Source organism: Desulfoluna sp. CLI2B, assembly GCF_056847375.1.
Map to the genome: position 1 here is coordinate 4248360 of NZ_CP186557.1, position 24272 is coordinate 4272631.

24 protein-coding genes, 1 tRNA gene and 3 pseudogenes are annotated in these 24272 nt (G+C 58.9%); 2 read left to right on the forward strand and 26 right to left on the reverse strand.

The window, feature by feature from the left end; translation table 11 throughout:
• Window positions 1–18 precede the first annotated feature (18 nt).
• The 15 genes and pseudogenes from ACOYW2_RS19785 to ACOYW2_RS19855 all read right to left on the reverse strand — a co-directional run.
• Complete coding sequence (locus ACOYW2_RS19785) at window positions 19–1227, reverse strand: TIGR03087 family PEP-CTERM/XrtA system glycosyltransferase (RefSeq protein WP_482767692.1); 1209 nt, start codon at window positions 1225–1227, stop codon at window positions 19–21.
• Between the two features lie 282 nt (window positions 1228–1509).
• The gene (locus ACOYW2_RS19790; RefSeq protein WP_482767693.1) at window positions 1510–2541 is read right to left on the reverse strand and encodes a FemAB family XrtA/PEP-CTERM system-associated protein; all 1032 of its coding nucleotides are present in this window, start codon (window positions 2539–2541) and stop codon (window positions 1510–1512) included.
• A gap of 43 nt (window positions 2542–2584) precedes the next feature.
• Complete coding sequence (locus tag ACOYW2_RS19795; protein ID WP_482767694.1) at window positions 2585–3523, reverse strand: XrtA system polysaccharide deacetylase; 939 nt, start codon at window positions 3521–3523, stop codon at window positions 2585–2587.
• An 11-nt stretch (window positions 3524–3534) separates the two neighbouring features.
• Window positions 3535–4393 (reverse strand): annotated as a pseudogene (locus tag ACOYW2_RS19800) (exosortase/archaeosortase family protein).
• Window positions 4353–4613, reverse strand: coding sequence for an exosortase C-terminal domain/associated protein EpsI (locus tag ACOYW2_RS19805; protein WP_482767695.1), 261 nt, complete (start codon window positions 4611–4613; stop codon window positions 4353–4355). Before ACOYW2_RS19805 ends, ACOYW2_RS19800 begins: the two are co-directional and overlap by 41 nt.
• Window positions 4610–5011, reverse strand: a complete 402-nt coding sequence (locus ACOYW2_RS19810) for an exosortase C-terminal domain/associated protein EpsI (RefSeq protein WP_482767696.1) — start codon at window positions 5009–5011, stop codon at window positions 4610–4612. Before ACOYW2_RS19810 ends, ACOYW2_RS19805 begins: the two co-directional genes overlap by 4 nt.
• Complete coding sequence (locus tag ACOYW2_RS19815; protein WP_482767697.1) at window positions 5008–5946, reverse strand: SDR family oxidoreductase; 939 nt, start codon at window positions 5944–5946, stop codon at window positions 5008–5010. The genes ACOYW2_RS19810 and ACOYW2_RS19815 overlap by 4 nt, the downstream gene beginning before the upstream one ends.
• 103 nt (window positions 5947–6049) lie before the next feature.
• Window positions 6050–6523: a UDP binding domain-containing protein gene (locus ACOYW2_RS19820; protein ID WP_482767698.1), complete on the reverse strand. Its 474-nt coding sequence runs from the start codon at window positions 6521–6523 to the stop codon at window positions 6050–6052.
• Entirely contained in the window at window positions 6520–7314 is a 795-nt protein-coding gene (locus ACOYW2_RS19825; RefSeq protein ID WP_482767699.1) for a nucleotide sugar dehydrogenase, read from the reverse strand. The genes ACOYW2_RS19820 and ACOYW2_RS19825 overlap by 4 nt, the downstream gene beginning before the upstream one ends.
• A gap of 60 nt (window positions 7315–7374) precedes the next feature.
• Entirely contained in the window at window positions 7375–8634 is a 1260-nt protein-coding gene (locus tag ACOYW2_RS19830; RefSeq protein WP_482767700.1) for an outer membrane beta-barrel protein, read from the reverse strand.
• Entirely contained in the window at window positions 8631–9218 is a 588-nt protein-coding gene (locus ACOYW2_RS19835; protein ID WP_482767702.1) for a polysaccharide biosynthesis/export family protein, read from the reverse strand. Before ACOYW2_RS19835 ends, ACOYW2_RS19830 begins: the two co-directional genes overlap by 4 nt.
• A 115-nt stretch (window positions 9219–9333) precedes the next feature.
• On the reverse strand, window positions 9334–10719 hold the full coding sequence (locus ACOYW2_RS19840; protein ID WP_482767703.1) for a sugar transferase: 1386 nt from the start codon (window positions 10717–10719) through the stop codon (window positions 9334–9336).
• Between the two features lie 245 nt (window positions 10720–10964).
• Window positions 10965–11648 (reverse strand): CpsD/CapB family tyrosine-protein kinase, encoded by a 684-nt coding sequence (locus ACOYW2_RS19845; RefSeq protein WP_482767704.1) that lies wholly within the window; start codon window positions 11646–11648, stop codon window positions 10965–10967.
• 4 nt (window positions 11649–11652) lie between these two features.
• Window positions 11653–12867, reverse strand: coding sequence for a GNVR domain-containing protein (locus tag ACOYW2_RS19850; RefSeq protein WP_482771061.1), 1215 nt, complete (start codon window positions 12865–12867; stop codon window positions 11653–11655).
• A 45-nt stretch (window positions 12868–12912) separates the two neighbouring features.
• Window positions 12913–13191, reverse strand: a pseudogene (locus ACOYW2_RS19855) (Wzz/FepE/Etk N-terminal domain-containing protein); the annotation flags it as partial.
• Between the two features lie 478 nt (window positions 13192–13669).
• Here ACOYW2_RS19855 and ACOYW2_RS19860 point away from each other — a divergent pair.
• Window positions 13670–14707: a sigma-54 interaction domain-containing protein gene (locus ACOYW2_RS19860; RefSeq protein ID WP_482767705.1), complete on the forward strand. Its 1038-nt coding sequence runs from the start codon at window positions 13670–13672 to the stop codon at window positions 14705–14707.
• A 142-nt stretch (window positions 14708–14849) separates the two neighbouring features.
• Here ACOYW2_RS19860 and ACOYW2_RS19865 read toward each other — a convergent pair whose 3' ends face one another.
• The 3 genes from ACOYW2_RS19865 to murI form a co-directional block, all read right to left on the reverse strand.
• Window positions 14850–15035 (reverse strand): hypothetical protein, encoded by a 186-nt coding sequence (locus ACOYW2_RS19865; RefSeq protein WP_482419690.1) that lies wholly within the window; start codon window positions 15033–15035, stop codon window positions 14850–14852.
• 93 nt (window positions 15036–15128) lie between these two features.
• The gene (locus tag ACOYW2_RS19870; RefSeq protein WP_482417743.1) at window positions 15129–16058 is read right to left on the reverse strand and encodes a malate dehydrogenase; all 930 of its coding nucleotides are present in this window, start codon (window positions 16056–16058) and stop codon (window positions 15129–15131) included.
• 283 nt (window positions 16059–16341) lie between these two features.
• Window positions 16342–17130: a glutamate racemase gene (gene murI / locus ACOYW2_RS19875; protein ID WP_482767706.1), complete on the reverse strand. Its 789-nt coding sequence runs from the start codon at window positions 17128–17130 to the stop codon at window positions 16342–16344.
• 178 nt (window positions 17131–17308) lie between these two features.
• Between murI and ACOYW2_RS19880 the strand changes: the two genes are divergently transcribed.
• A complete protein-coding gene (locus ACOYW2_RS19880; RefSeq protein ID WP_482417744.1) occupies window positions 17309–17551 on the forward strand; it encodes a hypothetical protein in 243 nt (80 codons plus the stop codon).
• Here the strand turns inward: ACOYW2_RS19880 and ACOYW2_RS19885 are convergent.
• The 8 genes and pseudogenes from ACOYW2_RS19885 to ACOYW2_RS19920 all read right to left on the reverse strand — a co-directional run bounded on the left by ACOYW2_RS19885 (window position 17516) and on the right by ACOYW2_RS19920 (window position 24121).
• Window positions 17516–17974, reverse strand: a complete 459-nt coding sequence (locus ACOYW2_RS19885; protein ID WP_482419691.1) for a YkgJ family cysteine cluster protein — start codon at window positions 17972–17974, stop codon at window positions 17516–17518. The two genes, ACOYW2_RS19880 and ACOYW2_RS19885, sit on opposite strands and share 36 nt — an antisense overlap.
• Entirely contained in the window at window positions 17964–18563 is a 600-nt protein-coding gene (gene recR / locus ACOYW2_RS19890; RefSeq protein ID WP_482417746.1) for a recombination mediator RecR, read from the reverse strand. The genes ACOYW2_RS19885 and recR overlap by 11 nt, the downstream gene beginning before the upstream one ends.
• A 100-nt stretch (window positions 18564–18663) precedes the next feature.
• Window positions 18664–18975, reverse strand: coding sequence for a YbaB/EbfC family nucleoid-associated protein (locus ACOYW2_RS19895; RefSeq protein WP_180139578.1), 312 nt, complete (start codon window positions 18973–18975; stop codon window positions 18664–18666).
• A complete protein-coding gene (locus ACOYW2_RS19900) occupies window positions 18959–20263 on the reverse strand; it encodes a hypothetical protein (protein ID WP_482767707.1) in 1305 nt (434 codons plus the stop codon). Before ACOYW2_RS19900 ends, ACOYW2_RS19895 begins: the two co-directional genes overlap by 17 nt.
• Window positions 20260–20841, reverse strand: a pseudogene (gene dnaX / locus ACOYW2_RS19905) (DNA polymerase III subunit gamma/tau); the annotation flags it as partial. The gene ACOYW2_RS19900 and the pseudogene dnaX, both read right to left, overlap by 4 nt.
• A gap of 438 nt (window positions 20842–21279) precedes the next feature.
• Window positions 21280–21369 (reverse strand) — tRNA-Ser (locus tag ACOYW2_RS19910).
• A gap of 241 nt (window positions 21370–21610) precedes the next feature.
• On the reverse strand, window positions 21611–22444 hold the full coding sequence (locus tag ACOYW2_RS19915; protein ID WP_482417748.1) for a universal stress protein: 834 nt from the start codon (window positions 22442–22444) through the stop codon (window positions 21611–21613).
• Between the two features lie 18 nt (window positions 22445–22462).
• Window positions 22463–24121, reverse strand: coding sequence for a chloride channel protein (locus ACOYW2_RS19920; protein WP_482418820.1), 1659 nt, complete (start codon window positions 24119–24121; stop codon window positions 22463–22465).
• Window positions 24122–24272: the final 151 nt, after the last annotated feature.

Consider the following 24272-nt stretch of genomic DNA (forward strand, 5'->3'; position numbering starts at 1 on the left):
TCGTTGGCCAGAAAGTTTTTAATGAAGGGCGATATCCATCAGTTTGGACACATTCCGGTTCCACGAATAGTCGCGCTGGACACAGGCCCTTGCGGCCTGTCCTAACGCGACCCTTCGCTCTGGGTCATCCATAAGGGACAAAATGGTCTCTGAAAACCCTTTGGGGCTGTCGGCCACCAGAACGTGCTTCCCGTGTGTCACCTGAATCCCCTGAATCGCCGCAGGTGTCGTCACCACGGTCTTTCCCATGGCCATGGCTTCCAGGACTTTGTTTTGAACCCCCCTTGCGATGCGAAGGGGAATAACGCAGACATCGGCTTCCTGATAGTAGGGGCGAATGTCTTTGACAAAGCCTGTCACATGGACATCGCCCATGGCTGAAAGCTCTGTAACGGTGGGAAGGGGATTGCTGCCGACGATATTGAACACGATGTCCGGGTGCCCCCGTCGAACCTCCGGCAGGATATCGTGGCAAAACCACCGGACCCCGTCGACATTGGCATAGTAATCCATGGCCCCGGCAAACATCAGCGTGGGTTTTCCGCTAGGTTCTGAAACGTCGCGTTCATGCTCAGAAAAATAGTCGCTGTCCACCCCGTTGGGGACGACGAATATCCGCTCCTCATCCTTTGACAAGGCCTTAAACAAAGACGCCTCGTGATCTGAGACAAAAATGGAGCGATCGAACATTCGGTGTACCTTTTGCTCATAACGCAGCAGGCGCAGCCCTTCGTTTTTATACAATGCATTCAATGGGAATTTCGTCTTGCCGGCATACTGAACCCATTTGTCCGAATCCACGTCGCAAAAGTCCATGATCAGGCGCATGGAACCGCCCTTTGTGGCGATAAAATCATCCTCCAGCAGGTACTGGGCCATGGGAGAGGAGAAGCAGATCACCGCATCGTAGGGCGTCTCCCGGGTCCAGGCGTTGAAAATCCGCTGAAACCTGCGGCGATAAAAGTAGCGCTCGGAAATAGTCGCCCCCTTCAAAAAACTGCACACCCCGTTGACCTTGGCTTTGAGAGTGTTCAGGGGCAGCACAGCCACCTTCCGGCACAAAGCGGAAAGTTCTTTCCGGTGCTTGAGGTCCCGCCGGGCGTCGGCAAGGCAGATCAGGTCCACCTCGTGGTTTAAAGCGATACCGATGGTGTTGTAGGACCTTATTTTATCCCCCTTGTTGGGGGGGTAGGGAATTCTGTGGGCAAGGTACAGGACGCGACTCATGGGCTCCACCTGGTCAATAAAGAAAGGGTCATATTGCCTCCGGCGGCCCTGCCGGGGGCCAAACTTTTGCCTGAGTTATTAAAAACGGGTTTGACAAACAGGTCTTGCGTATAACTCCGGCTCATTTGTTAGCTCTTGATAACTCGACAATTCAAAACGCAACGTTTAAGTCTTCCCTTCTGGTGCTCAGCCCCAAAGGCTGAGCACCAGAAGGGAAGACAACCGAAACGTTTTTTGCGGAGCTTTTTTTCAAAAAAGCGACCCGCCGGAGGCAATAGAATCTCAGACAAGATACTTGGACAGCATGGGCCCGGCCACCCGGGTAGCCTGCAGGGGCATGCGCCGCCACATCTCGATGCGCCTCTGGTACTTGGGGTTGGCCGGGCTCAGGTCGGGCATCTCGCCCACGTCCAGGAGGTGATACTGATACGCCAGGGGTTCCGGCTCAAAGCCCCAGTTCTTCTTGAAGTGAAAGGAGCCTGTCCCCTTTTTGCTGCGGCCGAAGTCAAAGCAGTGGCAACCCTTCCAGCTGGCGTCCCGCATGAGCTCCCAGTACATAAAATCGTTGGGGGCCAGGTGCCTGAGCCGGAAATCCGAGCCCGCATAGTAGGGGATCACATTGTTTTTGTAGTAAAAGGTGAGCACTGCAGAGGCCACCCTGCCCTCGGGGGTCCGCACCACCATGATGCGGGCATTGTCCCCGCAGCAGGAGAGAAAATTGGCGAAAAACCGCTTCTGGAATACCGGGGTGCCCAGCCGGTGGTAGTTCTTGGAGAGGATATCGTAAAACTCGTCGAGGAGATGATCCCCGAACTCCGAGGTGAGCCCCATCTTGATGCCCTTGCGCACCATGGCCCGTGATTTTCTGGGGATGGCCTTCAGGTTGTCATCGTCGCTGGAGGAGATCTCTTTTTTAAAATTGTAATAGAGATCCTTGGTGGGCAGATCCGGCATGCCGTGGCGGTTTCGAAACTCCACGTAGTGACACCTTGTCTTTTTGGCAATCCTGGCCGATTCATCCAGGAGTTTTGCCGTCACCTCCTCCGAGTCGGCAATGGGCCCCCCGGTCTCGGCAAAGGGTGTGGAAACCACAAAGTGCCCGAACAAAAGGCTCTTGATCTCAAACAGGGGCAAAACGCCCACGATCCTGGCCTCTTCGTCTTCGGCTATCAGATACCAGGACCGATGCCCGAAGGTGGTCTCCACCACGCGTTTCCACGACACCAGGTGAAAAAAGGTGCCATCGGCATGACCGTTGACATACCGATCCCACCGCTCTTCATCCCCGGGTTGAAAAACCCTCACCGTTACCATGCGTGTTCTCCCCTTTCCCGTCTGCAAACATCACCCTCTGCCATCACGCGCACCGTTGCGCATCAGCGCGTCCTTCGCCGGTCACCTTGTTCAGATAGCTCCGGCATCCTGTGAACCGGCTCCCTTTCAGCCCGCGAAAACAGTGATTCAGCTTTCGGGCCGTTGCCCCAAGATTGACGTAGTGCCTGAAGGCGTACTGTGCCGATGCCCCCTTCACCCTGGGCTGACCGGGATCCAGCTCCCAGGGGTGGGTGTAAAAGACAAAGGCCCCGTCCCGGTCCATCTGGCGGCGCAACCCCGCCATATAAACCGGCGCCGGGATCATCCTGAAGTACCCCCCGCCTCCCCAGGGGATAACCTGGCCCCCTGCCGTCAGGTTGCTGACAGGCATCTCATAAAACGAGTCGTCAAGTTCAATGGCAATGCCCTTTCGGGGATAACCCGAGACATCCAGCCTGCCGTACCGACCGTGCCGGTCAAAGGAGTTGTAACTGGAGTCGTAGCGGTACCCGCACTCCTGAATAAGGGCCAGCACCTCTTTGTTCACGGCAAAACTCGGGGCCCGGTACCCCTGCACCGTCTCGCCGATGGTGTCCTCCAGAAGCTTTCGGCTCCGCACCAGGTCTTCCCGCAAGGCCTTTTGGGTCTGCATGGCGGGCAGGTGATGATTGAACCCGTGGGAGGCGATCTCATGGCCGCGGGCGTGAATCTCCCGGACCAGGTGGGGATACCGCTCGGCAAGCCAGCCCAGCACAAAAAAAGTGGCCTCCCGCCTTTCTTCTCCCCCGTCCAGAAGATCGAGGAGCCGGTGGATGTTTTTCTCCACGCGCAGTTCCCGGTGCGGCCACGATTCAAAGGGAATCCACGGCTTGAAGTTCTCCACCTGAAACCAGTCTTCAACATCCACGGTGAAGAGGAACGCCCGAGGCCGTGAGGGCCTCCGACCGGAGGTAAAATGGGTTACAGCAACCGGACAGTCCATGATACGAACATTCACCTGTCTAAACATTGATTTACAAAATAGAGAAAAAAAAGTGCCCCCCCAAAGGCCACCATGCCGGAAAGATCATGCATGGTCCCTTTGGCCGTCTCAGGGCTGACGTACACGGCCAGCAGCCCGGTTGTCGTCAGCCGGACCACATTCACCAGAACGGCAATGGGAACCGAACACCCATTTTTTCCAGGGAGACAGGCAGGAAAGAAAGGCAAAAGCAGCGCCCAGGGCCAAAAGGCTCATGAGGGACCGGAGCCCGGAGCAGGCGTCCACAACCTCCAGGGTGGTGGTGGCCAGCTGGAGGACGTTGCCTTCCCGAAACACGGGCACACCCAGCAGGGACAGAGCCTGAGCCGCTCCGGAAGCGGCCATGAGCTGAAGGGGAAAGGCGATCTTGTTCCAGATGATGGTCGGCAGGGGAATCATGAACACCAGGTAGCACAGGGGCACGGCCAGGGCCCTGGCCCACTGCCTGCCCAGGCAAAAGAGGATCACGCCGGCCAGGGTAATGAGCATGGAGCATCGCATCACAAAGAGCTCGGCACCTATGGTCCCCACCCAGAAGAGCAGCAACCCGCCCCCCAACACGGCCAACCCCAGGTTCCATGGGGTGACGGGAAGGGCCCTGAGCCGCTCTTTGTCCCGCCAGACCAGAAACCCGGAGATCAAGGGTACGAGGTACCCGTGGGAAAAGTTGGGGTTGGTGCTCCAGTCCATGGTGAGTTCGGTGAGGGTCCCTAAGTACAAGAAACCGAAGGAGGCCACAAAAAGCGCCCCGTAAGCGAAGCCCACCGCCTTGGAATTGGTTTGTGTCAGCCTATGAAGGAAGGTATGCATGAAGAAGTGGCGCCAGTTCATGGGCAAAGGATTTCAGTGTTTGGGTGCTGGCCTCGACATCCCCGTCCCGCACCGGGGAAATGAGCCGGACAAAGGAGCCGTCGGTGCGCCGTTTCAAAATGGAGTCCACCACAAGATAGACTTTCTGCATGTACTCCGAGGAGATGATCCGCCCCCGAGACTGGAACCAGTAAAGCACCACGTTGCGCTTCCCGCTGTTTTCCACCACCAGGCGGATCACCTGAAAAGGGTCGGCCTCATCAGGGCCGGGAACCTCTTCCAGGGACGACTCGATGATGGCCCCGATCCGGGCATGCAGTTCTTGGGAGAATGGATGAGATCCCCCTTTTTCTGGCTGTGGTAATACCCGATGTAGAGCTGGACCAGATCGCCCCGGGGGGTCCTGTAGTTGCTCAGGATGGAGTCGTCCACGCCCAGGGTCCTGTAAACGGCCTCGTCAAAACGCCCCTTCTCACCGGACCACGTCCCGATCTCCATGGGAAAGGACTCAAAGGACTGTTTTAAGGGCACGGCCTCGGTGACATCCAAGGCCCTTATAAAAAGGGCTGAGCCAAGCATGAGCAGGGCAGCCAGACACAGGCGCCCGTGGGGAATTTTTCTTCGGGCAGGCTGTGTCATAGAGCCTTCCCGGGCCTTAAGGCAGCCACATACCAGTCCATGGCCTCTTCAAGGCCTTGCCCGATGCGATGGGTGGGCAGGTATCCCAGAAGGCGCTCTGCCTTGGAGATATCGGCCTGGGAGTGCCGCACATCCCCTGCACGAAAATCCCGATACACAGGCTCGGGCAACACCAGACCCTTTACCCGGACAGACAGGCTCTCCCGGATGGATCCGAAAAGGCTGTTCAAAGAGGTGCGATCCCCCACGGCCACGTTCACCACCTGGCTGAGGTCCCCTTCCAACTTCGCCGTGGCGGCCAGAAGGTTTGCCTGCACCGCGTTTTTCACGTAGCAGAAATCCCGGCTGGTCTCGCCGTCCCCGTTGATGTAGACGGGCTCCCGGTTGAGGCACGCGGCAATCCATTTGGGAATCACCGCCGCATAGGCACCCTCGGGGTCCTGGCGGGGGCCGAAGATGTTGAAGTAACGAAGCCCCACCGAAGCCGTGCCGTAGGTTCGGGCAAAGACATCGGCGTAAAGCTCGTTGACATACTTGGTGACCGCGTAGGGCGACAGGGGTCTGCCGATGGTCTCCTCCACCTTGGGCAGACCCGGATGGTCCCCGTACGTGGAGCTGGAGGCGGCGTAGACAAACCGTTTCACCCGGCTGTCCCGGGCCGCCACCAGCATGTTCAGAAACCCGGTGTTGTTGCTGGCATGGGTGGCCAGGGGGTCTTCGATGGAGCGGGGCACCGATCCCAGGGCAGCCTCGTGCAGGACGTAATCTACGCCCCGACAGGCGGCAAGGCAGGTCTTCGGGTCAATGATGTCTCCCCGGATCAGGTCGAAGCGGGCCCACTGGGCCTTTGTTACCAGGGACTGCACCTCCCGGAGGTTTGCTTCATGGCCCGTGGAAAAGTTGTCCAGCCCCACCACGTGCTGGTCCAGCTTCAACAGGGCCTCCAGGAGGTTGGATCCGATGAAACCGGGCGAAAGTACGGCCAGGCCCGCGGTGTCCCTGCAAGCTCCTGTTCAAGGCGTTCAAAGGGCGTCATGATCACAGCCTCGCGTCCACCTGGTCTGTGGGGAACAGGTACTTGATGTCAAAGAGAAGGTGCTGCTCTTTGCCCAGGGCCCGGATGGCGTCGATGCCCATATCCCGGAAGGCGTCGTGGGCAACGGCCAAAATCACCGCGTCGTAGCCGCCTTTCACCGGCTCCTTCACCGGAGTGATCCCGTACTCCCCTTCGGCCTCGTTTGCGTCAATCCACGGATCGTACACCGACACCTCGGCATGGTACTCGGAAAGCTCCTGGACCATGTCCACCACCCGGGTGTTGCGAAGGTCCGGGCAGTTTTCCTTGAAGGTGAGGCCCATGATAAGCACCGAGGCGCCCTCGACCTGGATCCGCCGCTTGATCATCTGCTTGACCACCTCGGAGACCACGTAGGCGCCCATGCCGTCGTTGATCCGCCTGCCCGCCAGGATAATCTCCGGGTGGTAGCCGATCTCCTGGGCCTTGTGGGTCAAATGGTCAGATCCCCGATGCAGTGCCCCCCCACCAGGCCGGGGCGGAAAGAGGAAATTCCACTTGGTGCCTGCAGCCTTGAGCACCTCCTCGGTGTAGATGTCCAGACGTTGATGGCAAGCTCGTTGATGAGGGCGATGTTGAGGTCCCGCTGGGTGTTCTCGATAACCTTGGCCGCTTCGGCCACGCGGATGGAGCCCGCCTTGTGGGTCCCTGCGGTGATCACCCTGGCGTAGAGGCCGTCCACGAACTCGGCGGCCTCGGGGGTGGAGCCGGAGGTGACCTTGAGGATGGAGGTCACCCGGTGCTCCTTGTCCCCGGGGTTGATGCGCTCCGGGCTGTACCCTGCATAAAAATCGGTATTCAGGCGCAGGCCCGAGACCTTTTCGATGATGGGCACGCACACCTCTTCCGTGGCCCCGGGATACACCGTGGACTCATAGACCACCACGTCCCCTTTGCCGATCACGCGGCCCGCAAGCTCACTGGCCGCCTCAAGGGGGGTCAGGTCCGGGCGCTTGTTCCCGTCGATGGGGGTGGGCACGGTGACGATATACACGTTGCAGGACTTCAGGGCCTCCGGGTCCGACGCATAGGAGAGGCATGTGGCACCGGCCAGCTCCTCCGGGGAAACCTCCAGGGTGGAGTCCTCTCCCCCTTGCAGCTCTCGGACACGCGCGTCGTTGATGTCGTAGCCCACCGTCTCAAACAGGCTGCCAAAGGCCACGGCCAGGGGAAGGCCCACATACCCCAGGCCAATCACGGCAATCTTCATCTCTTGTTCAGGAATCACGGTTCACCCAGTTCGGTTATGTTGTTGGCATTGTGAAAGGCAAGAAAAGGTCCCTTGCCCTCAGCGTGTATAGACATTAAAGGTCAGGGTAATGCTGTTTTCGTCGTACTCCTGGTCATTCAGGGTCGATCGCCTGAAGCGGTGGCTGCCATCAAGCCGGGCCACGCCCCACTTCCAGATCTGACGCTGGATCCCTCCCGTCAGGGTGACGGTCACGTCGCGTCGGTCCTCTTTTGCCGGGCGATTCTCCTGGTAATCATCCCCCCGCACCTCGCACTGCCCGTCCAGGCTCCATCCCCTGACCGGGAGGTAGCTCCCGGTAACAAGGCCGGTGGCATAGGTGGTAAACCCCGGTGTATCAAAGTCTATATAATCCTCATCGTGGCCGGTTTCAAGGGAGGCCGTCAGGCTCCCCCGCGGCCAGGTTTTCTCTATCTCGGCGGTGCCCACCAATGAGAACTCGCAGGTGGTGTCCCCGCCTTCTTCATCCCGGATCAGGACCCCTGCACCCAGGTCGTAGCGCCCATGGGGCCACTCCCCGGCCAGCCCGGCATAGGGGTTGACGGTCAGGTAATCCGTTCGCCCGTCGCTGGTGTACGTGGAGACGTCCACCTTGCCGAAGAGGCGCTTGGTGGCGCTCACCGTCTGCTCTACCTCCAGGCTGCCCCATCCCTGCCTGTACGATGCGCTCGTATCGTACCACCCTTTGGCATAGCGCCCCTCAAAGATGGCTGCCCGATGGTCCCCCGCCATTGTCCGAAGGGCGACCTCTCCTTCGACCTCACGGCTGTCCTCGGAAACGCTCCTGCTGTCGTAGTCCAGGGAGCGACCGGTACACGTCACATCAAAAAATTCATCCCGCCCTGTTTTCCGGTGCACCGAAAGACTTGACGAGAGGTTTGTTACGGGAAGGCGCGAGGTCCCCTCCACGGGCTGCTGGTCCGAGGTCCCCTCTTCGCTGCGCTCCAGACGGGTGTTAAACAAAAGGTCCACACGCCGGGAGAGGTCCGCAGCCACCTCCAGGTCCGCTTCATGGCCCGCCTGGTCGAGTTCCGGGTTTTTCCGGTACCAGGTATAACTCGGCCGGTAGGACAGGGTGGCGGAGTGCCGGTGTCCGCCATGGGCTACATCCATCCAGGGCAGCAGCCTGAACAACACATCAGAGCTCCCGCCGGAGGGTTCAAGAAAGAGGTTGTCGTTGTACTCCACCTGGGAGGTGACCCCCACCTGAATCTCGGCCCAAGCCACTGGACCAATCCACGCCCCGGCCGTCCAGAGCACGGCAGCCAGGAGAGCACGGGTAAGTACCGGCCATCTCACGGGACCACAATGGTGTCGTCCGCCTGGATGACGAGGTTGCCCTTGAGGTCTTTTCCCGAGATGATGTCGAGATAATTAACGGGAATCACCGTATCCTTTCCCTCCCCCCGCCTGAGCACGAAGATCTCCTTTTTCCTGGCCCACTCGGTGAAGCCTCCGGCCAGGGCAAAGGCCTGGAGCACGGTGAGTTCCTTGGTCAGGGCGTATTCCCCGGTCTGGGCGATCTCTCCCAGGATATAGAACCGACGGCTCCGCGCCTCCTTGAGAAGCACCGTCACCACAGGAGACTCAATGTACTTGCGCAGGACAATCTCCAGGTGGGCCTTGAGCTGGCGAGGGGTCTGGCCCTGGGCCCGGATGTCGTTGACCAGGGGCAGGGTGATCTTCCCGTCCAGGCGCACCACGATGTTTTCCACCGTAAAATCCGGTTCCTTCCAGACCAGGACATCAATAACATCCCCATAGCCCAGGGTATAGTTTTTCTCCTCGCCCTTGCCTTTCGGGGCCGCAAAAACCGTTTTTCCGGCCGATGACGCCAGCATCAGCACCATCATCATCACCGCCACAAGCCGACCACAAGACATAGCTTCGCCCCTCGGGTTACATGCCCCGCTTTTTTTCCCCGTTTTGTCGCGTCACCATCATCTTCAAACCAACCGCCTGACAACACCTCTTCCGATACGGCCCCGTGGCTGCCCGCTATCGGGCGCCCACCCCAAAAAGGACCGTTCGGATGGTGCGGAACACAATGACCACGTCCATGAAAATGCTCATGTTCTTGATGTAAAAGAGATCGTAGTTGAGTTTTTCCATGGCATCTTCCACGGAATCCCCGTACTCGTAGCGCACCTGGGCCCACCCGGTGACCCCGGGCCGGACGATGAACCGCTCCGCGTAATAAGGCACCTGGGCCTCCAGCTGCTCCACGAAGTGCGCCCTCTCGGGACGGGGGCCCACAAGGCTCATGTCGCCTTTCAGCACATTGAAGAGTTGGGGAAGCTCATCGATCCGCCATTTTCGGATAAATCTGCCCACCCGGGTCACCCGGGGGTCTTCCCGGCTGGCCCATACCGGTCCGCTCAGGGCCTCGGCGTTCTCCACCATGGACCTGAACTTGTAGAGTCTGTAGGGTTTGTGCCGAATCCCCAGGCGATCCTGGGAAAAAAAGATCGGGCCAGGGGAATCCCATTTGATAAAAAGGGCAGTCACCAGAATCAGGGGAGAAAAAAAGAGCAGGAGCGCAACAGAGGCCACCAGGTCTTCCAGGCGCTTGACCATGTTCCGGACCCTGCTTTTTCTGAAGCCGTTGGAAAAAATCAGCCAGGTGGGATTGATGGAGGAGACGAGGAATTTTCCCGTGAGCATCTCATAAAAGGTGTTTCCCTCCACCACGTCGATGCCGCTGACCCGGCACAACAGGAGCTCGTCGATGGGAAAATTGCCACGTTTCTCTTTCAGGGCCACCACGATGCGCTTAACACCGTTCTCCCTGGCACGGACCGCCAGGCCCTGACAGGTATCGATCTGGGGGGCCTTCACCGACGAAATCCCATCCAAAGGACGCGGCGAAATGATTCCCTTCACACAATACCCACAGTCGATCTCGGTCTCGGTCTCCCGGCAGATATCGATGGCCAGGTCGCCGTCCCCGATGATGTAGATACTCTGGCTCAGCACACCGGACTTGAGCAGGTAAACATAGAAAAACCGCCAGATGGACAGGATGGTCACCACCACCGGAATGTAGATAAAAAAGAAACGCGTGCCGATGATGGCCTGGCTGAATGCCGCGTAGAACAGCGCCAGAAGGATCATGGCCGCGCCAAAGGATTGAAACAGCTTAAAGGCAAGGTCCGTGTACCCTTTTGTGTCTTTCAGGCTGTAAATATTGTTGCAGTAAAGACAAAAAATACAGGTGGAGACCACAAGGCCCGCCTTGAGGGAGAGACCCGAAAGGTCCCCTGCCCCCTGCCCCTCCACAAACAGGGCCGAGGCCAGCAGGATACACAGGTAAAGGAGCACGCTTTCAAGGGCAATCAAAAACAGGTTGCGAATGGTATAATACCTTCTGAACACTTCAATCATGTCAATCCACATCCACCATCTATGATCCGTTGATTCGTAAGACAGCCCCGATGGTATTAAGGATGGGGATTGTCACTTGGGAACCCGCAGGCCCCTTGCCGGGAGAGTTCATGGGAACACGGCCCGGCCAAAACCATAAGGAGAGAATTTGTACTTCTCGGTGCAAAGGGCTTACCCTTCTCCGCTGCCGCTTTTTCCATAAGGGTAATGGGTCCTGTAGCCGTACCCCACGCCAAAGGGGATCCTCAGTTGGGCAGGACAATGCCCACCACCCGGGAGCGGTCCAACCGCTCCAACAAATCCGCCACGGACTTTTTGAGCGTCTTGTCGTTTCGCACCACCACGATGATTCCATCCACATGCTTGGCCAGGGCAATGGTTTCCGGCGCAAACAAGGGCGGCGGAGAATCGATGATCACGTAACGGTCCTCATAACGTCCCCGGACCTCACCAATCATGCGGGTCATGGTGGAGGAGGTAATCAGCTCCGACGGGTTGGGCACACCTCCCCCCGCAGGAAGGACGGACAGTTTTTCAATGTCGGTATGATAGATCACCTCTTCCAGGGTGCATCGGTGATTCAGGTAGTAATCCAGCCCCGGAGCCTGGGGGGACAGGGAAAAATAGGCGGCCATGGAGGGGTGCCTCATGTCGCTGTCCACCACGAGCACATGGTTGTCCATGCTGCCGGCAATGGAGGCCGCGATGTTGGCTGCCACAAAGGTCTTGCCCTCCCCCGGCACTGCGCTTGTCACAAGGAGCGTCCGTATCTCGCGGCCGTCGGCCGGGAACATGATGGAGGTCTTGACTGCGCGAAACTGCTCCGCCCCGAACCCCCAGGGGTCGAACCGGGCCACCAGCGTTCCGGGCCCCCCGCCGCCGCCGTTCCCCGCCCCCTTGCGGGGAACGGCTTTCCGAAATATGCCCATGGGCTCACCCCTTGATGTATGCCAGACAGAGAAACACCCCCAGAAGAGAAACCGCCATGGCACCTCCGGACAGGGGAACGATGCGCTTCCAGAAGAGGGTTCGACCCCGCACCGGGCCGGCTACTTCCGGGATGGTGGCAATCACCGGCACCGACGTCGCAGACTCCACGGCACGGACCCCTCGAAAGGTCTGGAAGAGAAACTCCAGAAGCCCCACCACCCCGCAGCCGAGCCCCAAGCCTGCCGCCAGGACAAAGAGCACGATTTTCTTCATGTCGGGCTCCACGGGTTTTTGCGGCACCCGCGCCGGATCGATGATGCGAAACTGCTCGCCCTTCTGCTTCTTCTCCATGTTGACGGCAATCTGGGCCTCCAGCTGACGCCCCAGAAGGGAGTGGTAGGCGCTGCGGATGTTCTCGTAATCCCGCTGAAGGGAGAGGAGCTCCTGCTCCCGTCGAGGGGTGTCCTCCACCCTCTTTTTGTACACCCCGATCTGGGCCTTTAGCTGTTTGACCTCTTTTTCCTCGGCGGCCAGCTCGGCCAGGATCTCCTGCTTCTGGCGCTCAATCATGGAGAGGCCCCGGGGCCTTGCCGCCGCCTCCGGTGGGGTGTCCCCTTCCGGGGCTTCCTCGGGCTCTGTGGGCTGCTGCTCCAAGGCGGCAATGGCCGCTTTGAGCCGACGGACATCCGGATGCCGCGCCGTGTAGCGTTCCAGCCCCACACGCAATTCCTCTTTGAGTCGATCCAGCTCACTGGTCGGAGGGCCTGCGCCGGGGTCCCCGGCCGGCACGGGGCCATTGCTGATCTTCTGGCGCACGGCATCCAGCCGGAGTTTCGTTGCCCTGACCTCATCACGTGCATGGGGAAGGCGCTCACTCAACGAGGCCAGGATGCGCAGGTTGCTGTTGAGCTGCTCCGGCAATCCCCCCATGTACCGTTCACGGTACTCCTTGAGTTCCGTCTCGGTCTTGACAAGCTTCTTGCGCATGGCCTCCAGCTCATCCTCCAGAAAGGAGTTGGTTCCCAGCACCTGGGTTTCCCTGAGCTTCAGGTTCTCATCGATGATGTAGGACGCAAGGGACTGGGTAATCTTGGTCACACGAACGGGATCGGTGCCCTTGTAAGTAACGGCAAAAGAATCCGCATTGCGATTTCGCCCGTTGGTTACCTTAAATGAGATGCGACGACGAAGGGTATCGATCTTGTCTTCCATATACATGTCTTTTGACTCATCACTGGAAAACAGATTGAATTCGTCGATAACTTTTTCAAGATTTGTTCGGCTTTTAATGCGTTGAGACAGTGTACTGACACGTGTATTGATGTCTTCAGCGATGATATTTCGCACGACATCCGATGGTAATCTCTGCGGCTGAACCAGAATCACCGTACTGGCCACATAATACCTCTGGGAGCTGTAAATAAGATAAATCCCCGCCAGGGCGGCCATCGTAAGAGGGATCAGCAGGATCCAGTACCACTTGACTACCATTCCTGCGATAAACTCAAAATCAATATTGATATTACTACTCGATTCCCCCATCAAACCCCACACATAGTCATAGTAGAAGACAATATCGAGTACATGAAGATTAACTTATATACCCATGCGAACAGCATGCGTCAACAGATTTAAAAAATACAATACGTTATTACCTGTCAAGGATCACGGCAACACGATCTTGGCGAAAAGTCTTTTTTACTCTTGCCACAAAGTGTTTTTTCATCTATTAATAACTCCTTAATTTTACATTTCTGGTTCTATTACGACACAGCACAAACGTGGGAATAACGTCTTTAGACAGACCAGAGACACCGATTCGTATCGCCCCCCCATCGGTGCCTTGAGTCTCAGGGCTCGAGCCGGGTGCGGAGCGGTCACAAAACGACCGCACAGACGAAGAGACATGTCGGTAATCACGTCACGCCCCCAACGCACCTAATCTTTTCAAAGCAAGCAGTTACAATCTGGCATATCACAAAACGTGATGCCGAACCTTTACATTCCCCGGGGTAACACCATGAGCACCATCCTCGTCGGGGTTAGCCCCGCCATCAGGAAAATTCGTGATACATTGAACCGCATCGCGTCCAACGCCGACCTCAACGTCGTCATCACAGGCGAAACCGGCGTAGGCAAAGAGGTCGTCGCACGATGCCTCCACGAAGCGTCTCCGCGAAATAAAAACGAGTTCGTCAAGGTCAACTGTGCCGCCATTCCGGACACACTCCTTGAAAGCGAACTCTTCGGTACCGAGCAGGGCGCCTACACCGGCGCCCTCAAAACACGGAAAGGCAAGTTTGAACTGGCCGACGACGGGGTCCTCTTCCTGGACGAGATCGGAGACATGACCTTCCACCTCCAGGCAAAGCTCCTCCATGTCCTCCAGAGCGGGGAGTACAGCCGCCTTGGCTCGGAAAGCAGTATGAAATCCGACACCTGGGTTATTTCCGCCACCAACCATGACCTTCGACAGAAAATCAAGACCAAAGAATTCAGAGACGACCTCTACTACCGCCTGAACATGGTCCGTATCCACATCCCCCCTTTGCGTGAACGCCCCGAGGATATTCCGGAACTGATCCGCCACTACACCAGGGTCTACGATGAAGCATACGCGGATCGGCACATCCCTCCCCTCAGCGGAGACATCTTCGACCGATTCTGCCGGTTTTCCTGGCCCGGCAATGTCAGGCAGCTCTTGAGCGCCCTGAAGCGGGTCCTGCTCATCGGTTGTGACGAAGAGACCTTACGTGAAATTCTGGACGAGGAGTCTCCCCGCATCAACGGGTCCTCGCCGCCGCCCATGGTGGGCAACCTTCTGGGCCAGATCAGTGACCTCACGGAGAAATCGCCTGATGATTTGGCTGATTTCTCACTCAAAGTAGTAAAGCAAAGCGCTGTTGATATCGTTGAAAGAGAGGCCATTTCTCAGATTTTAAACATGACGAACTGGAACAGGACCCGCGCATCAAAAATCCTTAAAATCAGCTACAAAACCCTGCTGACAAAAATCGGGCAGCTCAACATCACCAGACAGCAGGATGCGCAAGGGTAAGAAAAATCAAAGGGGGATCAAAAAGGCGGGAAAGGGTGTGCACAAAAAAACGCAATGGTAGTTGCCTGGACACCAAAGGGTAACCGGTACACACCATCAAATGGCAGGAAGCCAGCCACCCGTGCGGGCAGCATGACTCGGCTCAGGGAATCGAGGGGCGGGGGACCGCCCCTGCCGAAGAACAGTTCGCCTCTTCGGGCAGGGACTCGCTTTCAGCCCTCCGGTCGCCTCCTTTTCGACGCTCCGGGTAGTACCTGTCGTAGGAATACACTCGTCTGTCCACTGTCATCCGTCGTTCGACGGGAACCTCAGGGCCTGAATCAACCACCGTCACCTCCTGTAAAGGGATCGGTTTGTCGGGCATCCGGGCCATGGATCTGGCGTTCCGTCCTGCTTCTGTATACGGCACGCCACCCACATCTTAAGCCCGGGCACGGATCTCTGCGATCACCGTGCGCATGGAGTCGGCGCAGACATCCAGCTGGGCACGCTCCTCATCGTTCAGGTCAAACTCAAACACCTTGTGGGCCCCCCGCTCCCCGATGGAGACAGGAAGGGAGAGGGCCATGTCCGAATAGCCGTACTCTCCGTCGATAATCACGCTCAAGGGAAAGATGTGCTGCTTGTTGTGAAGGTGGGACTCCACGATCTGGGTCACCTTGGTGGCTGCGGCAAAAAACCCGCTGCGGGTCTTCAGGCGCTTGACGATGTCCCCGCCCCCATGTTTCACCAGGGTGATGAGACGCGCCTCATCGTCGGCGGAGAGATGCTCCCTCACCGGGGTGCCTCCCACATCGGCCCGGTTTACAAGGGGGATCATGTTGTCGTCATGGGTCCCGATAACCGTGCAGTTCACGGCCTCACGGGAGACGTTGAGGTGCTCGGCAAGGAAAAACCGAAACCGCATGGCATCCAGGGCACACCCGAGGCCCGTCACCTTCATCTTGGGCCACCGCTCTTTCAGGGCCCAGGTCAGCACATCCACGGGGTTGCTGGTGACGTGGACAAAGGCATCCGGAGCCAGGGTCATCACCACCTCCCCGATCTCGTACATGATATCAAGGTTCTGGTAGAGAAGGTCCAGGCGCGTCATGCCTTCGGCCCGCTTGCCACCGGCGGTGATCACCACCACGTCCGCCCCTTCCATCTCTCCTAAGGATCGGCACCCCGTCACCTTGGAGTCAGATCTCCAATAGGGAAGGGACTGGTTGATATCCATGGCCTGCCCCACGGCAAAATCTTCCAAAATATCGTACAGGTAGATATTCCCCAGTTGTTTTGTGGCCATAAAAGCTGCGGCGGCGGAGCCGACATTGCCTGCCCCGGCGATAAAAATCTTGCGTACGGTCATGGAGTCCTCCTCACACGGTATTGCGGGTGGGAAATGCATGATGCACTGGCGTGGATGTCACGGAAGAAGAAAGGGCAACACATCCGGCATGGGGACAGGCGCGGCGGGGAAAAAAGCGTACGGGAAAAGAGGCGAATCAGCCGGACAAGGGCTCGGGCGGCTTAAGGGGGCATGCCCCAACGTCAACGGCCCGGACAAAGACGGCGCCCGAAGAAGACGCCGTATTTATTTATAATATCAATCGGATTTTTGATCAATCTTTAATCGGAACCGGGAAGGGAGGTTACTGCTGCACCAGCTGGAGCTCCACCTTCTGGTTGAGGATGGATTCGGCGATGGAGCGGAACTGGGGGGTATAATCGGAGACATAAAACCGATCACACCCGCGACGACTGCCACCCTTGTCCCGCCACTCCGGGTGAGCATCCACAAAGGCCTTCACCTGGCGGGCCACGGCCGCGCCGGAGTTGATGATGGTCACCCGTTTCCCCGCCTTCTGCTTGATGATGGGCTCCAGCATGGGGTAGTGGGTGCACCCCAGGATCAGGGTGTCGATCTGACGGACCCGTAAGGGGTGGATGTAGCTCTTGACGATCCTTCGGGTTTCGGGGCGGTCGAACCACCCCTCCTCCACGAGAGGAACAAGCAGGGGACAGGGATTGGAGTGCACCGACGCGTCGGGCCGCATCTCCTTGATACGGGTCTCATACACCTTGCTGGTGATGGTTCCGCGGGTCCCGATGACCCCGATCTGCCCCTTTTTCGAGGCGGCAAGGGCCTGCTCCACAGCCGGAGTTACCACTTCAAACACAGGCACGTCATAGGCTTCCCGGATGGCCGCAGGGGCCACGCTGGAGGCGGTGTTGCACCCCACCACGATCATCTCCGCACCCATCTCCATGAGAAAGCGGGTGTTTTCAAGGCTGTACCGCACAACGGTCTCCCGGCTCTTGCTGCCGTAAGGGGTGCGGGCGGTATCGCCAAAGTAGATCATCTCGTGACCGGGCAGAAGTTCTTTCAGGGCACGACAGGTGGTTAGCCCACCGATGCCCGAATCAAAAATACCAATCATAATAGTTAAAACGCCTGTGTTTCATGCTGAAGGGTCCACCGGTGTCGGCCATGGCCCTGCAAAGGTTGTGAATTGGACACCGTTTGGTATACTCCGCAGTGTCAGCGAAGTGAGGCTCCCAGAAGGAGTCCCCGCTTCCGGTCATGCACACATTTTTCCACAAGGAGGTCCCATGCACATGGACCAGAAAATATTTACCCTCGGCCTCCCCACGGAGACCGTCTCGTGCTACCTGCTCCTCACCGGCCTGGCCGATCAGGAGCTTCCCCTGACCCGCCCTGAGGTGACGCGTCTCTGGGCCGGGGATGGCCCGGGGCTTGATGCGGCCCTTGAAGAGCTTGAACGCCGCGGCATCATAGCCGTTTCCAAAACGACCGAAGACCCTTTACGCCTTCTGCCCCCTGAGATGTGGCGAGATTGATCCCACCTCGTGCCTGGCCTCGTTGAGCTTTTCCTGCTCCCCGCAGACAATGCGGCGAATCACCTCGTGGGGAAACCCTTTGCGGATCCCCGGACAGGCATCGGCCATGAGGTCCCAGTTGGAGGGAACCCGGGCCACGGCGTCGATAAAGGGCCAGGCCCTGCACATGCGGGGCTTGACTGAATGAATCGTGCAGTTGTCTTTAAAAAAAACACACTTGCCGTCTTTGCCTGAGGCGATAACCGGCATGCCGTCCACGATCTGGCAGCGGGTGGCCACGAACTCCTCGGGGGACACGCCGATGAAGGCGGCGATGCGCTGCACGTCCTCCTCCGTCATGTAGGTGCCCCCAAACCCCGTGCAGCATTCGCCGCACTGGGTGCACTCGAAAATATCTTCGCTTGTGGTGCTACTATGTGTCATGTCGCGTCTCCATGGCCCGTTTCAGGGTCACCTGATCCACATATTTCAAATCCCCGCCCATGGGCACCCCGGAGGCAATGCGCGTCACCCGCACCGACAGGTGATGCAGCTGCTCCGCAATGTAGGCGGCGGTGGCCTCCCCTTCCACATTGGTCCCCGTGGCCAGGATCACCTCCACGGTGCCCTCGGCCTTGACCCGGTTGAGGAGCTCTGCGATACGCAGATCGTCCGGACCGATATCATCCATGGGAGACAAAGCCCCCTGGAGGATGTGATAGGTCCCCGCGTACCCGCCGGAGGTCTCGATGGCCGCCATGTCGGCCGGCTTCTCCACCACACAGATACGGGACTGGTCGCGCCCCGTGTTGGCGCAGACAGGACAGTGATCGGACTCTGCAAGGGCAAAACAGCGGCGGCAGAGCCTCACCCGGCGCTTGACCTCGGCGATGCTGCCTGCCAGGAGGTCTGCTTCGCGGTGCGGTGCCTTCAGGATGTGAAGGGCCAGTCGTTCGGCACTTTTACGGCCGATCCCCGGCAAACGGGCGAGATTGTCGATAAGCTGCTTCAACGAGGCTGGATAATGATTCATGCTGGACCTGGGAATGGGTGCAAAGCAAAACGCACGGCCCGAAATCAGCGTGCCGGAGGAATCCCTCCGGCAGCCCGGGACAACAAAGCAGGGTAAATAACTACATCAGGCCGGGGATATTCATCCCGCCGGTTACCTTGCTCATCTTTTCGTTGACGATGGCCCCCACCTTGGTCAGGGCATCGTTGACGGCTGCGGCCACCATGTCCTGGAGGATCTCCACATCTTCGGGATCCACCACTTCCGGGTCGATGGTGACGGAGAGCACTTTCTGTTTGCCGTTGGCAACGGCCTTGACCACGCCGCCCCCGGCGGTGCCTTCTGCGGTGAACTGGTCCATCTCGTTTTGAAGCTTCATCATCTTGGCCTGCATCTTCTGGGCCTGCTTCATCATGTTACCCATGCCTTTCATGGTCTTCCTCCTTAATGATGTTGACATCCACCTTGCCCCCGAAGACCCGAATGGCTTCGTGAATCACGGGGTGTTCCTTTGCCTCGGTCACGATGCGGTCGTTCCCGTGGCGCCCCCCGGAATGGGTCTCTTCTCCGGCAATGATGGTGTGTAAAGTCACGTCCATCTCCGAGCCGAACCAGGCCCGGATCTCATCTTCCAACTCTTTTTTCTTGCCGTTTTTGAGTCGCCCCACGGCAAAACGGTTGGCGGTGATTTCGATCTCAATACTCTTTCCCGCCACTTTTTTCAAGGCGCTTTTGGCCAGGAGCGGGGCCAGCGAAGGCCGATTTTTCCGCAAGTCATCAAGAAATGCCCCCCAGGCCTTTTCCGGGGAATCCGAGGGGTTCCAGGCCGGCGAGGGTCCCGGGGCCCCGGACGACGCGGGCGCTGCCCCCCGGTCAGGCACCGGCGAGGGCGGCAGCTGGGGCGCGTGTTGAGGTGCCTGCTGTGGCGCTTGCTGCGATCCCTGCGGTGGCGCCTGCTGCTGCACTTGCTGCGATGCCTGCGGTGGTGTCTGCTGCTGCGCTTGCTGCGAGGGCTGTGGCGATACTTGCTGCGGCGCCTTCGGTGGTGCCTGCTGCGGCTGTTGCTGCGATGCCTGTGGCGATATTTGCCGGGGCGCCTGCTCGGACACTGCCGGAGCCGAGCCACTCAAAGGCGGCTGATTTCGGACCGGGGCGACCGGTTCGGGGGTGACGGGTGCCGACTTGGCCGAGGGAGCTGCAGGGGGCGCCGGGGCATAGGCCGCACGTGTTTCGGAAACCCCGCCCCCGGAAGGACCGGAAGGCCCCGAAGGCGCAGGGGGACCGCCGCCGTTTTTCTGCAGGGTGTCAATCTTTCGAATCAGGGCATCGATGGAAAGGGCATCGGGCACCTGAAGAATTTTGATCAGGGCCAGCTCCAGGGCCATCTTGGGGGCGGCGGCATAGCGCACGGCCGACTCTTCGGCCAGGAGCACCTCCAGGGCCTTGGTGAGAAACCCACGGGTGGAAGACTGGGCCATGGCCCCCATGGCAGCCATCTCTCCGTCGGGAAGGTCCAGCACCTCGGGGCCGGCCACCTCAAGCACCAACAGGTTCCGTAAGGTCTGGGTGAGGCTGGAAAAGAGGCGTCGCAGGTCGTTGCCCTGGATATAAAACCGGTTCACGGCCGAGAGAACGGCCCCGCCGTCCCGCCGGATCAGGGCCTCGGTCAGGGCCATAACGTCGCTGGTTTCCACGGCCTGGGTGGTCAGGAACGAGTTCATCGGTAGCGGCCGTCCACGGCGCTGCCAATGACCTGGTCGAGGATGCTGAGGGAGTCCCTCACAGAGCCCCCCGCCTCCACGGTGATAAGATCCAGGCTCTCGTCGGGAACGGAAACGTTCTCCAGGGAGCTGAGCTTTTGAAGGTGAGCCTTGAGGTCACGGTGTGAGACGCGCCGCATGTCGTGGCGCTGACAGCGTGACAGGATGGTCACCGGGATCTTGTGCACCTCGGTGGTGGCGAACATGAACAGGACATGGGGAGGGGGCTCCTCCAGGGTCTTGAGCAGGGCGTTAAAGGCCGCCGTGCTGAGCATGTGCACTTCGTCGATGATGTAGATCTTGAAGGGGCTGTAGACGGGCATGTAGCTGACGTTGCTGCGCAGCTCCCGCACCTGCTCCACGCTGTTGTTGGAGGCACCGTCGATCTCGAAGACGTCGGCGGAGCTGCCCTGGGTGATCTCCCGACAGGAACGGCAGGAGTTGCAGGGGTGAGGAGAACCGGTCTCCCGCCTGCCGGAGCAGTTCATGGCCTTGGCCAGGATGCGCGCCACCGAGGTTTTTCCCGTGCCCCGGGGGCCGGAAAAGAGAAATCGTCATCACGCTCGGCGGAAATGGCGCAGACGGGTCAGCGTGGTGGTGACGTGGGACTGCCCCACCACATCGTCAAAAAGCTGGGGTCTGTATTTTCGGGCAAGGACAAGATAGGACATGGTGACCGGTTCTCCCTGCCGGCCGAAGACCGGTTCCGGACCGGAACGCGGGCAAGGTGCCGGCGTGTCATCAAATCAGCCGCGGCCTGGTGCCGCCTTAAAAGCCCCACATCACGCATGGGGTCACTACCAGGGATGAAACCATAAAACGATGGGCACTGCAAGCGCCCCGTGCATCCCGTTGCCGCCGCGGGCAAGGCAAAGGGCCAAAACGAAAAAAACAGGCGCCCCACGTCCGTTGCTGTCAAGGAAGTGGTGAAAACCTGTTCACTGTTGGCGGCCCTTTGATTCAGGCACAAGGGGTAGTGGCGGAGAGGGAGAGATTCGAACTCTCGGTACCTGTTACAGCACACACGCTTTCCAGGCGTGCACCTTCAGCCACTCGGTCACCTCTCCGCATATTACCCTTATGTCTGGCGCTCACTCTTACCGACCAGGCCGGTGGGAAGCGCCGCGCTCATCGAGCAGCGTGTTGTTGAACACTGCCCCAAAAGCGAGAGAAGATTTACGTCATCCCCCTCCCTTTGTCAAGGGGTTTTCTCACACTTTTCAGGGGTCCCTGAAAAAGGCTTTGCCAAGCCTGCCGGGCCCCCATCCGGGGCTCTTCCACAACGCCCCGGGATAACGCATCATCCAATCACGCGCCCCTGTCCACGTAATTGGGCCCCGCCACCATCAGGTTATTGGGCATCACCGACTGAATGGTCTCCATCTTGCTTCCAAAGAGCAGATCACGGATCAGTCCGTGACCGTAGGCCCCCAGGACCAGGAGGCTGTCATGGGGCACTTCAAAGAGGTTTTCTTCGAACTTGCCGCCAAAAAACAGGAGCCAGTCATCCACATAGGCGGACATATCATCCCCCAGACCGCTCTCCACGATCACTTTCTCGTAATCGTCCCGGGTCTTGCCTCCCTCCACCTGGGTAAAGAGCCTGAGCTTCATACCGGTCTTGCGGGCAATGCGGGCCCCCAAGCGAAGAGCATTGACCGCGTTTTTGGAACCACCGAAAAAAACCGTGATGCTGTTCCACTTACGAAAGGAGGGGCTGGTGATAAGCACGGGAAAAAAAGCCGACCGGATGATGCGCCTCACCCGCGAGCCGATGAACCCCAGCCCGATCTTGCTGGTCAGGTCGCTGATGCTGCGCGGGCAGCACATGAAATCAAAATCCACGGGAATGTCCGGCAGGGTGGAGGCCGTAAAATTCTTGGCCTTGAACACCCCGGGTTCCAGCCCCTCCTGTTCGGCCAGCTCCCGGGCATGCTTTTCGGCCGTCTCCGGGGCTGTGAGGTAGGAGCTGTCCAGATCCACCTGGACCACGTCCCGCTCGAAATACATCAGGAACTTCGTGTGCTTGGGCACATACACCACAGGCGACGCCCCCATGAGGCGACAGAAGTAGAGTGACTGAAGAAAGGTCTCCCGCCCGGTGGGCGTGTTCCGGAAAATGTGAAAAAGTTGAGTGTCCATGTCGGTCTCCTACCCGTATCACGCGTTGTCGGTGGTTTGCACCATCAGCTCTTTTCGGTATTTGTCAAGGAGGGTGGCCTTGGAGATCATCCCCACGAACCGCCGGTTTACCACCAGGGGAATGGTAAAAAGCCCCTGGGTGTCCATGGTGTGCAGGACCTCTGTCAGCTCATCCCCGTAGGCCACGGTGGCCACCTTCCGGTCCATGATCTGCTCCACCACCACGGCATCGTACATGATGGTGTCAAAGAGGTAGGGCCGCACCCTGTCGAGGTCCACCATGCCCAGAAAATCACCGCTGCCCGGGTCTTCCACGGGAAAATGGTTGCGGGTGGAGCGCTTGACCACCTCCACGAACTCCCTTAAGGTCATATGGGGCGTCACGGCCAGGCAATCCTTTTCGATGAGTTCGCCCAGGGAAAGGTCGTTGAGCACCCGGGCGTCGGTGCCGGGACGCAGAAGCTGCCCCCTGTCCACAAGGTCCTTCATATAAAAGGAGGCGGGCTCAAAGTAGTGGGTGATGGTGGTGGAAACAGCAGAGACCACGATGAGGGGCAGAATCACCTCGTACCCCCCGGTGATCTGCACAATAAGGAAAATGCCGGTGAGGGGAGCCTGAAGGATTCCGCTGATGAGCCCGGCCATACCCAGAAGGGCGAAACAGCCCTCCCCCACCAGAGGAATGGAGGGCCAGAGCAGGGTCACGCCCCGGTAAAAGGCCAGACCGGTAAAACTGCCCACCACAAGGGAGGGAGCAAAAATCCCGCCGGAGCCCCCCCACCCCAGGGTCAGGGAGGTGGCCAGGATCTTGGCAAAAATGGCAATGGCCGCCAGCTGAAAAGCGCCGTTGTAGGCCCCCACGATCATCTCACGGATGGCGTGGTACCCTTCCCCCTGCACATCGGGGAAGACCAGCCCCAGAAGACCCACCAGACAACCGCCCACGGCCGCCCGCCCCCATTTGGGGAGCTTGACGTGGGAAGAAACCCCGTGCATGGACCGCAGGGCCCGGGTGAGAAGGATGGAAAAGAGGGCCGTGGCCAGACCCAGCCCGGCTGCCGCCACCGTATCGGCAACACCGATATCAAAACCGGTATGGCTGAAGGCAATCTGGTTGCCGTTAAAAAAGCGACTCACCTCGGTGCCTGCCACCGCGGCAATGGCGATGGGCACGATGTTTACCGTGGACCACTCGCCCAGCACCACCTCCAGCACAAAAACCAGACCGGCAATGGGGGCGTTGAAGATGGAAGAGATGGCACCGGCCGCCCCGCACCCCACCAGGGTGACGCGTTGACGGTCATTCAGGTTGAACAGCTTGGCGATATTGGAGCCGATGGCTGCCCCGCTCATCACCACCGGGGCCTCAGGACCTGCAGAGCCGCCGCTGCCGATGGTCAGGCAACTGGAGATCAGGCGGGAAATACTGGAGCGCAGCCTCAGGAGCCCACCGTAGCGGGAGACGGCATAGATCACCTCCGGCACACCGTGGCCGGCCCCCTCCTTCATCACGTAATCAAGGTAAATGGCAGAGACGGCCGCACCGATCCCGGGCAGCACAAAGGCCCAGGGGTAGTCCTTCAGGTGATGCACAAACTCCATCATCGCCTCAAGGCTCCGGTTCAGGGCCAGGGCCGCCAGCCCGCTTGCAATCCCCACCATCACGCCGGCCACCATCAAAATCAACCGATCATCCGACTGAATACGCGGCAATTTCGACGGAAGTCTACACAGCCTTTTCAGCATTTAAAAGATCCCCAAAAAAAGTTCGGAAACGGGTTCCCGACGATAAACAAGAAAAGCGCCCCGGTGTCACGACGCAAAAAAG